This window comes from Ferrimonas balearica DSM 9799 (assembly GCF_000148645.1).
Taxonomy (GTDB): Bacteria; Pseudomonadota; Gammaproteobacteria; order Enterobacterales; family Shewanellaceae; genus Ferrimonas; species Ferrimonas balearica.
The window spans coordinates 555,560-567,796 of the sequence record NC_014541.1; the positions used below are offsets into that span (position 1 = coordinate 555,560).

The window sequence follows — 12,237 nt, forward strand, 5'->3', positions numbered from 1 at the left end:
TGATCAAAAAGCCCTTAGCGAGAGGCGTGGATGGCACAACAAGCCAGCAATCTTATCTGGATCGATCTGGAGATGACCGGACTGGATCCCGAGCAGAACACCATTATCGAAATTGCCACCATCGTGACCGACAGTGAACTGAACGTCCTGGCCGAGGGGCCGGTTCTGGCGGTTCATCAGCCTGAAAGTGAACTGGCTAAGATGGATGAGTGGAATGTCCGCACCCACGGCAACAGCGGTCTTACCGAGCGTGTACGGGCCAGTAAAGTGGATATGGCTGAAGCGGAGCGTCAGACTCTGGCGTTTCTTGCCGAGTGGGTGCCAGCAGGCGCTTCGCCTATTTGTGGTAACAGTGTGGGACAGGATCGCCGTTTCCTGGTGAAGTACATGCCTGCACTGGAGGCGTATTTCCACTATCGCACCATCGATGTGAGCACGGTCAAAGAGCTGGTTCGTCGCTGGGAGCCCTCGCTGTTGGACCAGTTTTCCAAGGCCGGTACCCACCAGGCACTGGACGATATCCGGGAATCCATTGCCGAATTGACATTTTATCGCCGCAAAGTTTTCACTATTTGAGCAAGCGAGCGGAAATTGGAAAACTAGGGGTTGCAGGGCAGAGGTTTTTGCTTATAATGCGCCCTCGCTTGGGACGAATGGCTCAAGTAGTGAAGCGGCACTGGCTCAGTGTGAGTACAGAGAGTAGCGCAACCTTAGGGAAGCTCCTCTGCACACAAAACAGTGTAAAAATCGAAGCGGCACTAGCTCAGCTGGTAGAGCGCAACCTTGCCAAGGTTGAGGTCACGAGTTCGAACCTCGTGTGCCGCTCCAAATTCTCACCTCAGGGTGAACAAAAATCGAAGCGGCACTAGCTCAGCTGGTAGAGCGCAACCTTGCCAAGGTTGAGGTCACGAGTTCGAACCTCGTGTGCCGCTCCAAATTCTCACCTCAGGGTGAACAAAAATCGAAGCGGCACTAGCTCAGCTGGTAGAGCGCAACCTTGCCAAGGTTGAGGTCACGAGTTCGAACCTCGTGTGCCGCTCCAATTTCAAAAGTCTTCCTTCGGGGAGCAACTGTGAAGCGGCACTAGCTCAGCTGGTAGAGCGCAACCTTGCCAAGGTTGAGGTCACGAGTTCGAACCTCGTGTGCCGCTCCAATTTCAAAAGTCTTCCTTCGGGGAGCAACTGTGAAGCGGCACTAGCTCAGCTGGTAGAGCGCAACCTTGCCAAGGTTGAGGTCACGAGTTCGAACCTCGTGTGCCGCTCCAATTTCAAAAGTCTTCCTTCGGGAAGCAACTGTGAAGCGGCACTAGCTCAGCTGGTAGAGCGCAACCTTGCCAAGGTTGAGGTCACGAGTTCGAACCTCGTGTGCCGCTCCAAATTGTCAAAAAGGCCATCCGAAAGGATGGCCTTTTTGCTTTGTGCTTTTCGCATTGGACTGTTGAACCGGCCACCTCATAAGGTGGCCTTTTTTGTATTATTCATCAGTGGGATAGCGTACTAAAGGCGAGTGCCTCGTTTCCGAAGGGGTTTAAGCACAACTTTTTTCGTTGCTGTTGTTGTTCTGTGATCACTGCCATGGTTGTGCTGGCAAAAAGATGACGCCCTTCAAATCTTTTCGTCGGCTAGGCTTCCATAATCAAAACATACGAAATGTTGACCGTACGTTAACCCCTAGTTTTTCGGAGCCATACTATGCGATTTCAGCAACTTAAAGAGATTTTGGATCATATGATCGACAGTCGGTCAGCGATGAGCCAACTGTATCGCCGCATGACCGGGCAGGCTGACTCTCCCCGCGCCAAGATGTTGCTCGAGTACATGGTTATCCATGAGAAAGAGGTGATCGAAAAACTGAGCAATTACCAGGACGAGGCATCCCCGCGGGTACTGGACACCTGGTTTGAGAATGTTCAGGGGGAAGACTTTACTCTGCTGTGCCAGAAGATCGAACTGCCCGCGACCATGACTGAGCAGGACGTGCTGGGTATGGCACTGGACCTGGAAAACCGTTTGCTGGATGTGCTGCATGCTGCGCTGGAAGTGGCGCCGACCCAGGACGTGAAATCCGCCATTGAGTCGCTGCTGCAGGCGGAGCGGGTGCGTCAACAGCGGTTTGTTCACTCCACGATGCGAATGGACGATATGTAAGGAAACGGCGCCGAAAGGCGCCGTTTTTGGTTTAGGGGTCTGTGCGTCGCTCCATGCCCCGGGGGGGACGGAGCAGCATCACTAAATTGAGGACCACCATAACCACAGCCACCAGCATCAATGCCTGTATCAGCAGTGTGGATTGGAGGGGGAGGGTGAGTACCAGGGCAGTCAGGCACAGTACCAGCAAGGTCATCAGCATCATGAGGTTACACTTTCCTTGTTGTTATTGAGCGTAATTCCGATCTAACGCAAAGCCGATTCAGTGCTCGGCATCTACAGTCTAGTAGACTTTTTGAACAACGGTTTGGGCTGACTCTATGCGCGCTGATCTGGCTTCATTGCCAACCTCCCTTTACCACGCGGATACCATCCGCGATCTGGAACCCGAGTTGGCCAAGGCGCTCGATATTCCCCTTTATGACGTGATGGAAGCGGCCGGAGCTGCAGCCTGGAACCTGCTGAAACAGCGCTGGGGTGATAACGCCCAGCGATTGTTGGTGCTGTGCGGGCGTGGCAACAACGGTGGCGATGGCTATGTTTTGGCTCGGCTGGCCAAAGCGGAGGGGCGAGCCGTCACCCTCCTGCAGGCGGACCCTGAACGTGAACTGTCGGGGGATGCGGCACTGGCGCAGGCCGCCTGGCTGGCGGCGGGAGGCGAGCTGGCACCGCTCAGTGGAGAGTGGCCGGAGGCGGACGTTATTGTCGATGGTTTGCTGGGGACCGGACTGAGTGGCCCGCTGAATGCACCGATGCAACAGGCGATCGAGCGCATCAATGCGCACCCGGGCGCCGTTCTGGCGCTGGACCTGCCCTCCGGACTATCCGGCCAGAGTGGTCAGGCTCTGCCGATTGCCGTGATCGCGGACGTGACCCTGACCTTTGTGGGGGCCAAGCCCGGACTGCTGACCGGTGCCGCACCGGCCTACATCGGTGAACTGCATCTGGCGCCGCTGCAACTGGGGCCGGGACTGGTTGCGCACCCGGCTTCCGTGACCAAATGCTCGCTGAACGATTTCCTGCACTGGCTGGGGCCCCGTCGGGTCGACAGCCACAAGGGGGATCATGGCAAAGTGGTGATTCTTGGGGGGCAGGCTGGCATGGCCGGTGCGGTGAGGCTGGCTGGCGAGGCCGCGCTGCGCTCCGGTGCCGGGCTGGTTGCTGTGGTGTCCTGGCCAGATAATCTGGCTCAGATCCAGGCCGGGCGGCCGGAGCTGATGACACTGGGCGTCGATGTGGTGGACATGGAGGTGTACGCCAAATTGGGTTGGGCGGGGGCCATCGCCGTGGGGCCGGGGATGGGCCAGAGTGATTGGGCGCGGCACCTGCTGATCGGCGCGATCCGCAGTGAACGGCCGTTGGTGGTGGACGCGGATGCGCTTAACCTGCTGGCGCTGGAGCCGCAGCGCCGTGACAACTGGATCCTGACGCCGCACCCCGGTGAGGCGGCGCGTCTGCTGGGACAAAGCACCGAACAGGTGCAGGCGGATCGCTTTGCTGCTGTGGCTGAACTGCAGCGCCGCTATGGTGGAGTGGTGGTGCTGAAAGGGGCGGGCACCCTTATCCATGACGGTGAGCAATGCTGCCTGGCGCCGGTGGGGAACCCAGGGCTGGCAACAGGGGGCAGCGGCGATCTGTTATCTGGTATAATCGCCAGCCTTTTGGCGCAGGGGCTGTCACCAATGGCGGCCGCCTGTTGCGGGGTATGCGTCCACGGCGAAGCGGCAGATGCCGCCGCCATCGATGGCCAGCGCGGTATGCTGGCGTCGGATCTGCTCCCCCATATCCGACAACTGGTCAATCCATAGAGGTGCTATGACATCCCTTCAACGTGTGCTGGCAGCGGAAGCCGACACCCTGGCGCTGGGCCGTGAGCTGGCCGAGCGCGTTAGTGCCCCCTTTGTTATCCACCTGCACGGTGATCTGGGTGCAGGCAAAACCACCCTGACCCGCGGCCTGGTGCAGGCGATGGGCCATCAAGGTGCGGTTAAGAGTCCAACCTATACGCTGGTTGAGCCCTATGAACTGGGCTCAATTCAGCTGTATCACTTCGATCTTTACCGCCTCGCCGATCCCGAAGAACTTGAATTTATGGGGATCCGTGATTATTTTGCCGACAATACCCTGGCATTAGTTGAGTGGCCCAGCAAAGGCCATGGGGTGTTGCCAGAACCGGACTTAAGCATTGAACTGGCGTATCTGAATGAGGGACGGCGAGTCACCATGACCGCCCACAGCGAGCGCGGTAATGCGCTGCTGGCACAACTGCGAGAAGAATGAAAAACCTATCCTGGATGAAAACCTGGGTGTTGGGCCTGCTCCTCACCCTGGTGGCGGGGCCAGCCTTGGCCAATCAGCTGGAACGGATTCGGATCAGCCACTCCCCGGAGAAAACCCGGGTGGTGTTGGATATGTCCGGCAAACCCAGCTTCTCGGCGTTCCGCCTGACCGGGCCTGATCGCCTGGTTGTCGATCTGAAAACCACCAAACTTAAAGCCAAGCTGACGGCGCTGGAGAAATCCTCGCCGCTGATTCGTCGTATCCGTACCAGCAATCCTCAGGGGGATGGTGATCTGCGCCTGGTGCTGGACTTGACCCAATCGGCCAGCCACAAAACCCAGGTACTGGGGGCATCGCCTCAGGGCTATCACCGTTTGGTGCTGGACCTGGTGCCCACCAGTCGCAACCCCTCGACCGTGGCGGCGTCGCCCGGCCGTAATGTGGTGATCGGCATTGATGCCGGCCACGGTGGCAAAGATCCCGGCTCCATTGGCCCCTCCGGCACCTATGAGAAAGACGTGGTGCTGCCGATCGCCCAGAAGCTGAAAGCCAAGATTGACGCCACCCCGGGCTTTGAAGCCTTCCTGGTTCGCGAAGGGGACTACTTCGTCAGCCTTGATCAGCGTTCCGCTAAGGCGCGCAAGAAGAAGGCGGACCTGCTGGTGTCCATCCATGCGGATGCCTTTACCTCGCCTCAGCCGCGGGGCGCATCGGTGTGGGTGCTGTCACTGCGTCGGGCCAACTCCGAGATGGGGCGTTGGCTGGAACGGGATGACAAGCTGTCTGAGCTGCGGGGGATCGGTGAAGTGATCTCGCAATCCAGCCAGGATGACCCGCACCTGCAGCGCACCTTCCTCGATCTGGCGCGGGAAAACTCGATGATGGAGAGCCAGGCGCTGGCCAGCAGCATGTTGAAGCAGATGGGGCAGGTGACGCGGCTGCACAAATCCAAGCCGCAGTTTGCCTCTCTGGCGGTACTGAAGTCGCCGGACTTCCCGTCACTCTTGGTGGAAACCGGCTTTATCTCCAATCCCCACGAAGAGCGTCAGTTGCGTGATCCGGGCCACCAACGCAAGATGGCCAATGCCCTGTCGGTGGCGATTCAGAACCACTTCCGCAGCAACCCGCCGCGGGATTCGTTGCTGGCTCAACGCCAGACCCACAAGGTGCAGCGGGGCGAATCGTTGTCGGTGATTGCCCGTCGTTATCAGGTCAGCGTACCGGCGCTTAAGCAAGCTAACCAGCTCAAATCCGATACCGTGCGTATCGGACAGGAGCTGGTGATCCCCACCCTGTAGGAGCCGATATGGCGATTCAAGTATTACCGCCCCAGCTGGCTAACCAGATTGCCGCCGGGGAAGTGGTTGAACGTCCCGCTTCGGTGGTGAAAGAGCTGGTTGAAAACAGTCTTGATGCGGGTGCTACCCGCATCGAGGTTGAGATCGATCGGGGGGGCAGCAAGCGCATTCTGATCCGCGATAACGGCCAGGGCATCAACAAAGAGGAGTTGTCACTGGCACTGGCCCGTCACGCCACCTCAAAAGTGGCGTCACTGGCGGATCTGGAATCCATCCTCAGCTTTGGCTTTCGTGGTGAGGCACTGGCGTCCATCAGCTCCGTGTCGCGACTGACCCTCTCCTCCCGCACGGCGGATGGCTCCGAAGCATGGCAGGCCTACGCCGAGGGCCGGGAGATGGCGGTGCGGGTTCAACCCACCGCGCACCCGGTCGGCACCACTGTTGAGGTGGTCGACCTGTTCTTTAACACCCCGGCGCGCCGCCGCTTCCTCAAGGCGGACAAGACCGAATTTACCCACATCGAAGAGCAGCTGCGACGCATCGCGCTGGCCCGTGAGGGGATCCACTTTATCCTCCGTCACAACGGCAAAGTCGTGCGTCAGTACCGTCCGGCCAGTAATGAGCGTCAGCGGGAACAGCGGCTGGCCGCGATCTGCGGCAGCGCCTTTACCGAGCGTGCGTTCGGCCTGACCAGTGCCACCGACGATCTGGCCCTGCGCGGCTATCTGGCGCTGGACGACGAACGGGCCCGGGTCTCGGACATCCAATACTTCTACGTGAATGGCCGGGTGGTGCGCGACCGCCTGGTCAGCCACGCCGTGCGTCAGGCGATGGAGGAAGCGGGATTGCCCGGTCAGGCCGGCTTTGTGCTGTACCTCAGCCTTGATCCGCACGAGGTGGACGTGAACGTGCACCCGGCCAAGCATGAGGTGCGGTTCCATCAGGCCCGCTACGTCCACGACTTTATCTTGCAGGCACTGCAGCAGGGCCTGGCCCAGCGGCAACAGCCCGCGCTGACGCCACAGCATCAGGTGCAGGAGCGCCCAGCCACGCCCTACCGGGAGGGCGAGGGCCCCTATCCGCTGACCCCGACTGAAGGCCTTGATAGCGCGCGCCATGACAGTGACAGTCGACCGTCCTCTTCGGGCGCTGGCGGCGGATACAGCGGCGGTGGCTACGCTGGCGCTGGGCGCGGCGGTCAGGCGGCGTATCAACCGCCGCCATTGCGGCCCAGCCAGTCGCCGACCCGCAGTGCGGTAGACAACTATGCCCATCTGATGCAGACTCCCGCCCCCGCTGAAGCGCCGGCCACTGACCGCTGGCGCTGGCTCAGTGCACTGGATGAACAGCATGGGTTGGTTCAGAAACAGCAACAGCTTCGGCTGGTTCGGTTGCCGGACCTGGGCCGGGCGTTGATGAAGCGTGATTTGAGTGAACGGTTAGCCCAGGGCTTAGTGGGGCAACCGCTGCTGTTGCCGGTCAGTGTGCCGGTCGATGTGAACTGGGTCACGATACTGGAGGCTCAGGATGAACTGTTGCGCCGTTTGGGCACCCAACTGGTGGTTCAGGGCGAGCGATTGGTGATCCGTACGGTGCCCGCGGTACTGCGCCGCGCGGACCTGGCCAAAGCGATCCCCGAACTGCTGCAGTGGCTGGAAGCGGAAACCCCCGCTTATCCGGCCCTGGCCAATTGGTTGGCGGGGCAGGCCAAAGAATTTGCTGATGGCGCCCTGTTGTGGCGTCAGTGGCAGGGGCTGGAAAGTGGCGACGCCGAGAGCCTGCTGGAGCAGGTCAGTGTGGTGTTGCCCTGGCAAACGATTTTGGAGTCTGAAGCATGACCGATACGCGCCCGTTGGCAATCTGCCTGATGGGACCCACCGCCTCCGGCAAAACCGATCTGGCGATCGCCCTGCGGCAACGCCTGCCGGTGGAGCTGATCAGTGTCGACTCGGCACTGATCTACCGCGGTATGGATATCGGCACCGCCAAACCCACCGCAGATGAGTTGGAGGCGGCCCCGCATCGACTGATCGACATCAAAGATCCCGCTGAAAGCTATTCAGCGGCGGATTTTGCTGCGGATGCCCTGCGGGAGATGGAAGCGATCCACGCCAGTGGCCGCATTCCCCTGTTGGTGGGCGGAACAATGCTCTATTTCAAGGCGTTACTGGAGGGCTTGTCACCGCTGCCCAGTGCGGATCCTAAGATTCGTGCGGAAATTGAGCAGCAGGCGGCGGAGCGGGGCTGGCAGGCTCTGCATGATGAGCTGGCGCAGATCGATCCAGAGTCGGCTGCCCGGATCCATCCCAACGATCCCCAGCGATTGTCGCGAGCCCTTGAAGTCTATAGAATAAGCGGCGAGACTCTGACCACCTTAACGCAACAGAAGCGTCCCCCTTTGCCGTTTCGCACGGCGCAATTCGCCATCGTTCCCGATCAAAGAGATCGTCTGCACCAGCGGATTGAAAAGCGCTTTCTGTCGATGTTGGATCAGGGCTTTGAAGCGGAAGTCCGTGCCCTTTATGAGCGCGGCGATCTTCACCCCGGTTTACCCTCTATCCGTTGCGTAGGTTATCGCCAGATGTGGGCATATCTGGATGGGGAGATCAGCCATCAGGAGATGGTGGCCAAGGGGGTCGCAGCGACCCGTCAATTGGCCAAAAGACAGATCACCTGGTTGCGAGGATGGGAAGGCCTGCACTGGCTCAGCTCCGAGCACGATGATAATGTAGGCGAAGTGTTACAAAAGTTAGCCTTGGACTTCGGTTTGGGCTATAAGTAACTGGCGCGCATGGGTGTTGCACGCAGCTATCACTTCGTTGAAAAGTAATACAATTTTAATAAGGAAACTCGAATGGCTAAGGGGCAATCTTTACAAGACCCGTTTTTGAACGCGCTGCGCCGTGAGCGTGTTCCCGTTTCTATCTATCTGGTAAATGGCATCAAACTGCAGGGCCAGATCGAATCTTTTGACCAGTTTGTCATCCTGCTGAAGAACACCGTCAGCCAGATGGTGTATAAGCACGCCATCTCTACCGTGGTACCGGGCCGTCCGTTCAACATGGGCAGCCACAGCGGTCAAAGCCACAGTGGCCAGGGCCAGGGTGGTTTCCAGTCTCACGATAGTGGTGACAACGGTAACCATTGATCGCCTGTCAGGAGTAAGTTTGCTTGTTTGAGCGGTATGAAGCAGGCGAACGCGCAATTCTCGTCCACATCGACTTTTCAGCCGAAGGTGAGCGAGAAGACCTGGAGGAGCTCAAGCTACTGGTGAGCTCCGCCGGGGTAACGTCCTGTGGCATTGTCACAGGACGGCGTTCCAGTCCCCACCCCAAATATTTCTGTGGCACCGGAAAAGCGGAAGAGATTGCCGCTGTCGTCCAGGCCGAGCAGGCCGAAGTGGTGATTTTCAACCACCCTCTCAGCCCCGCCCAAGAGCGTAACCTGGAACGGATCTGCCACTGTCGCGTGCTTGATCGCACCGGCCTCATCCTCGATATCTTTGCCCAGCGCGCCCGCACCCATGAGGGGAAACTGCAGGTTGAGCTGGCCCAGCTGCGTCACCTTTCCACCCGTTTGATCCGAGGCTGGACTCACCTTGAGCGCCAGAAAGGCGGTATCGGCCTGCGTGGACCCGGTGAAACCCAGCTGGAGACCGACCGTCGTCTGCTGCGGGAGCGGATCAAAGCGATCCTGCGCCGCCTTGACCGGGTGGCTCGTCAGCGTGAGCAGGGCCGTCGGGCCCGGCAGCGGCGTGAAGTGCCGACCGTATCCCTGGTGGGGTACACCAACGCCGGTAAGTCGACGCTGTTTAACCGCATTACCGATTCCGGTGTGTACGCCGCGGATCAATTGTTCGCAACCCTGGACCCGACCCTGCGCCGCATCGAAGTGGCGGATGTCGGACCGGTGGTGCTGGCGGATACCGTGGGCTTTATCCGTCACCTGCCACACGATCTGGTGGCCGCGTTTAAGGGCACCCTGACCGAAACCCGGGAGGCGGACCTGCTGCTCCACGTTATTGATGCGGCCGATGAGCGCGCCGTGGAGAACGTTGAAGCGGTGAATGAGGTGCTGGCGGAGATCGAAGCGGATGAAGTGCCCAGCCTGTTGGTCTACAACAAGCTGGACCTGCTGGAAGAGGCTGAGGCGCGCATTGATCGAAATGATGAAGGCGAACCGATCCGAGTCTGGCTTAGCGCCCGTAATGATGTGGGTATCGACTTGTTGTTCGAGGCGTTATCGGAACGGCTTGGCAACACCATGGTCGAACTCACCGTCAGCCTGCCGCCCAGTGAGGGAAGATGGCTGTCACGATGCTATGAATTGAATGCGGTACTGGCGACAGAATACGACGACCAGGGCCACACTCAGGTTCAGTTAAGGCTGCCTGAGCGAGACTGGCAGCGTTTGTTGAAAGCGTCCGAGGGGAAGTTGTCTGACTTTATCCTCAAGTAATTGGCTGATAAATTAGCTAGAGTTACCGAATCCCATCAAATGGAGCAGTGTTAATGGCTTGGAATGAGCCTGGCAATCAAGGCAAAGACCCCTGGGGCAACCGAGGCGGTAAAGACCAGGGTCCGCCGGATCTGGATGAGGTCTTCCGCAAAATTTCCTCCCGCTTCGGCGGCGGCAACCAGTTCAGTGGTCTGGGTGCGGGGCTTGTCCTGCTCGGCCTGGTTCTGATCTGGGCCTTCTCTGGCTTCTACAAGATCGAGGAAGCGGAGCGTGGCGTGAAGCTGCGTTTCGGCCAATTCCACGAGCTGGTGGAGCCGGGCCTGAAGTGGAAACCCACCTTCGTTGACACCGTTTATCCGGTCAACATCCAGCGAGTTAACCGCCTGACTGCGTCCGGCATGATGCTCACTCAGGATGAGAACGTGGTACGCGTTGAGATGGAAGTGCAGTACCGCATCTCCGACCCGCGTAAGTACCTGTACTCCGTGACCAGCCCGGATCAGTCCCTGAGCGAAGCGATGGACAGCGCCCTGCGCTACGTGATCGGCCACACCACCATGGATAACATCCTGACCGTGGGCCGTGACAAAGTCCGTCGTGATACCTGGGATGAACTGGAAGGCATCATCGAGTCCTACGACATGGGTCTGGTGGTGGTTGACGTGGCGTTCAAGGAAGCCCGCCCGCCGGAAGAGGTGAAACCCGCCTTCGATGACGCCATCGCGGCTCAGGAAGATGAAGAACGTTACGTTCAGGAAGCCACCGCATACTCCCGTCAGGTTGAACCGCAGGCTCGTGGTCAGGCTGAGCGTATGCTGCAGGAAGCCGACGCTTACAAGCGTCGCGTGGTTCTGGAAGCGGAAGGTGAAGTGGCACGCTTTGCCCAGTTGCTGCCTCAGTACGAAGCGGCGCCGGACGTGACCCGCGAGCGTCTCTACCTGGAGACGATGGAACAGGTGTTCAGCAAGACCACCAAGGTGATGGTGGATAACGACGGTGGCTCCATGTTCTACCTGCCGCTGGATAAGATCATTCAGAACCAATCTGGCTCTGCTGTGCAGCAGCCCAAGATGGCTGAACCGACTCCGTCCCAGACCCGTCCTGTCCGCAACGACTTTGATGAGAGTCGTAGCAGCCGCACCGACCGCACTCGTCAGGGGAGAAACTGATTATGCGTCCTGTTAGTTTGATCCTGTTGGTGGCAGTGCTGTTCGCCGGCTTCTCCTCACTGTTTGTGGTGGAAGAGGGTGAGCGCGCCATCGTGAAACGCTTCGGTGTGATCCAGAAGAACAGCGAAGGTGAGACTCAGGTGTATGAACCGGGTCTGCGTTTCAAGGTGCCGCTGCTCGACCAGGTGTTCACTCTGAACGCCCGTATCCTGACTCTGGATGCGGAAGCGGACCGCTTCGTAACCTCCGAGCAGAAAGACCTGATGGTGGATTCCTACGTGAAGTGGCGAATCACCGACTTTGGTCAGTTCTACCTGGCCACCCAGGGCAACCAGCTGCTGGCTGAGTCGCTGCTGCAGAGTAAGATCAACAACGGCCTGCGCTCCGAGTTCGGTAGCCGCACCATCCGTGAGATCGTCTCTGGCAGCCGTGACGAGCTGCAACAGGAAGCGCTGCGCGCCACCCGTACTGATGCCGCTGAACTGGGCATCGAAGTGGTGGACGTTCGGGTGAAGCAGATCAACCTGCCCCGCGAAGTGAGTGAGTTCATCTACGACCGTATGCGCGCCCAGCGTGAAGCGGTGGCTCGTGCGCACCGTTCCGAAGGTCAGGAGAAGGCGGAAGTGATCCGCGCCGGTGCGGATGCCCGTGCCACCGTAATCCTGGCGGAAGCGGAGCGTAAGTCCCGTACCCTGCGCGGTGAAGGTGACGGTGCCGCGGCCAAGATCTACGCGGACACCTACGGCCAGAACCCTGAGTTCTATGCTCTGCTGCGCAGCCTGGATGCCTACAAGGCCTCCTTCCGCAGCAAGGACGACGTACTGGTGATCTCACCGGATTCCGAGTTCTTCCAGTTTATGAACAGCAAGGTGCGCTGAGGCGACA

General features: G+C 59.3%; 12 protein-coding genes and 6 tRNA genes. 17 read left to right on the forward strand and 1 reads right to left on the reverse strand.

The features are described 5' to 3' along the window. Window positions 1-30 precede the first annotated feature (30 nt). The 8 genes from orn to FBAL_RS02665 all read left to right on the forward strand — a co-directional run bounded on the left by orn (window position 31) and on the right by FBAL_RS02665 (window position 2,147). Window positions 31-576, forward strand: coding sequence for an oligoribonuclease (gene orn / locus FBAL_RS02630; protein WP_013344028.1), 546 nt, complete (start codon window positions 31-33; stop codon window positions 574-576). Window positions 577-752: 176 nt separating this feature from the next. Further along, window positions 753-828, forward strand: a tRNA-Gly gene (locus FBAL_RS02635). 31 nt (window positions 829-859) lie between these two features. Continuing rightward, window positions 860-935: transfer RNA gene (locus tag FBAL_RS02640), tRNA-Gly, on the forward strand. Between the two features lie 31 nt (window positions 936-966). Further along, a tRNA-Gly gene (locus tag FBAL_RS02645) sits at window positions 967-1,042 on the forward strand. A gap of 35 nt (window positions 1,043-1,077) precedes the next feature. Continuing rightward, a tRNA-Gly gene (locus FBAL_RS02650) sits at window positions 1,078-1,153 on the forward strand. 35 nt (window positions 1,154-1,188) lie between these two features. Then, a tRNA-Gly gene (locus tag FBAL_RS02655) sits at window positions 1,189-1,264 on the forward strand. Window positions 1,265-1,299: 35 nt separating this feature from the next. Then, window positions 1,300-1,375 (forward strand) — tRNA-Gly (locus FBAL_RS02660). A 316-nt stretch (window positions 1,376-1,691) separates the two neighbouring features. Further along, window positions 1,692-2,147 (forward strand): ferritin family protein, encoded by a 456-nt coding sequence (locus FBAL_RS02665; RefSeq protein WP_013344029.1) that lies wholly within the window; start codon window positions 1,692-1,694, stop codon window positions 2,145-2,147. Window positions 2,148-2,178: 31 nt separating this feature from the next. On the opposite strand, the gene FBAL_RS20375 is transcribed toward FBAL_RS02665, so the two are convergent. Further along, a complete protein-coding gene (locus FBAL_RS20375) occupies window positions 2,179-2,352 on the reverse strand; it encodes a hypothetical protein (protein ID WP_013344030.1) in 174 nt (57 codons plus the stop codon). A 115-nt stretch (window positions 2,353-2,467) separates the two neighbouring features. Between FBAL_RS20375 and FBAL_RS02670 the strand changes: the two genes are divergently transcribed. The 9 genes from FBAL_RS02670 (at window position 2,468) to hflC (ending at window position 12,230) form a co-directional block, all read left to right on the forward strand. Then, the gene (locus FBAL_RS02670; protein ID WP_013344031.1) at window positions 2,468-3,955 is read left to right on the forward strand and encodes a bifunctional ADP-dependent NAD(P)H-hydrate dehydratase/NAD(P)H-hydrate epimerase; all 1,488 of its coding nucleotides are present in this window, start codon (window positions 2,468-2,470) and stop codon (window positions 3,953-3,955) included. 7 nt (window positions 3,956-3,962) lie between these two features. Then, window positions 3,963-4,427: a tRNA (adenosine(37)-N6)-threonylcarbamoyltransferase complex ATPase subunit type 1 TsaE gene (gene tsaE, locus FBAL_RS02675; protein WP_013344032.1), complete on the forward strand. Its 465-nt coding sequence runs from the start codon at window positions 3,963-3,965 to the stop codon at window positions 4,425-4,427. Continuing rightward, on the forward strand, window positions 4,424-5,725 hold the full coding sequence (locus tag FBAL_RS02680) for an N-acetylmuramoyl-L-alanine amidase (protein WP_013344033.1): 1,302 nt from the start codon (window positions 4,424-4,426) through the stop codon (window positions 5,723-5,725). The genes tsaE and FBAL_RS02680 overlap by 4 nt, the downstream gene beginning before the upstream one ends. A gap of 8 nt (window positions 5,726-5,733) precedes the next feature. After that, window positions 5,734-7,563 carry a DNA mismatch repair endonuclease MutL gene (gene mutL / locus FBAL_RS02685; RefSeq protein ID WP_013344034.1) on the forward strand — a complete coding sequence of 610 codons (1,830 nt, stop codon included), beginning with the start codon at window positions 5,734-5,736 and terminating at the stop codon, window positions 7,561-7,563. Next, complete coding sequence (miaA, locus tag FBAL_RS02690) at window positions 7,560-8,507, forward strand: tRNA (adenosine(37)-N6)-dimethylallyltransferase MiaA (RefSeq protein WP_013344035.1); 948 nt, start codon at window positions 7,560-7,562, stop codon at window positions 8,505-8,507. Before mutL ends, miaA begins: the two co-directional genes overlap by 4 nt. A gap of 72 nt (window positions 8,508-8,579) precedes the next feature. Further along, a complete protein-coding gene (gene hfq / locus FBAL_RS02695) occupies window positions 8,580-8,873 on the forward strand; it encodes an RNA chaperone Hfq (RefSeq protein ID WP_013344036.1) in 294 nt (97 codons plus the stop codon). Window positions 8,874-8,896: 23 nt separating this feature from the next. Continuing rightward, a complete protein-coding gene (gene hflX, locus FBAL_RS02700) occupies window positions 8,897-10,183 on the forward strand; it encodes a ribosome rescue GTPase HflX (protein WP_013344037.1) in 1,287 nt (428 codons plus the stop codon). Window positions 10,184-10,236: 53 nt separating this feature from the next. After that, complete coding sequence (gene hflK, locus FBAL_RS02705) at window positions 10,237-11,352, forward strand: FtsH protease activity modulator HflK (protein ID WP_013344038.1); 1,116 nt, start codon at window positions 10,237-10,239, stop codon at window positions 11,350-11,352. A 2-nt stretch (window positions 11,353-11,354) separates the two neighbouring features. Beyond that, window positions 11,355-12,230 (forward strand): protease modulator HflC, encoded by an 876-nt coding sequence (hflC, locus tag FBAL_RS02710; RefSeq protein ID WP_013344039.1) that lies wholly within the window; start codon window positions 11,355-11,357, stop codon window positions 12,228-12,230. Window positions 12,231-12,237 lie beyond the last annotated feature (7 nt).

Excerpts from the sequence above, each read along its gene's own strand:
- orn (WP_013344028.1), top strand. The coding sequence starts at position 31 with ATGGCACAACAAGCCAGCAATCTTATCTGGATCGATCTGGAGATGACC.
- FBAL_RS02665 (WP_013344029.1), top strand. The coding sequence starts at position 1,692 with ATGCGATTTCAGCAACTTAAAGAGATTTTGGATCATATGATCGACAGT.
- FBAL_RS20375 (WP_013344030.1), bottom strand. The coding sequence starts at position 2,352 with ATGATGCTGATGACCTTGCTGGTACTGTGCCTGACTGCCCTGGTACTC.
- FBAL_RS02670 (WP_013344031.1), top strand. The coding sequence starts at position 2,468 with ATGCGCGCTGATCTGGCTTCATTGCCAACCTCCCTTTACCACGCGGAT.
- tsaE (WP_013344032.1), top strand. The coding sequence starts at position 3,963 with ATGACATCCCTTCAACGTGTGCTGGCAGCGGAAGCCGACACCCTGGCG.
- FBAL_RS02680 (WP_013344033.1), top strand. The coding sequence starts at position 4,424 with ATGAAAAACCTATCCTGGATGAAAACCTGGGTGTTGGGCCTGCTCCTC.
- mutL (WP_013344034.1), top strand. The coding sequence starts at position 5,734 with ATGGCGATTCAAGTATTACCGCCCCAGCTGGCTAACCAGATTGCCGCC.
- miaA (WP_013344035.1), top strand. The coding sequence starts at position 7,560 with ATGACCGATACGCGCCCGTTGGCAATCTGCCTGATGGGACCCACCGCC.
- hfq (WP_013344036.1), top strand. The coding sequence starts at position 8,580 with ATGGCTAAGGGGCAATCTTTACAAGACCCGTTTTTGAACGCGCTGCGC.
- hflK (WP_013344038.1), top strand. The coding sequence starts at position 10,237 with ATGGCTTGGAATGAGCCTGGCAATCAAGGCAAAGACCCCTGGGGCAAC.
- hflC (WP_013344039.1), top strand. The coding sequence starts at position 11,355 with ATGCGTCCTGTTAGTTTGATCCTGTTGGTGGCAGTGCTGTTCGCCGGC.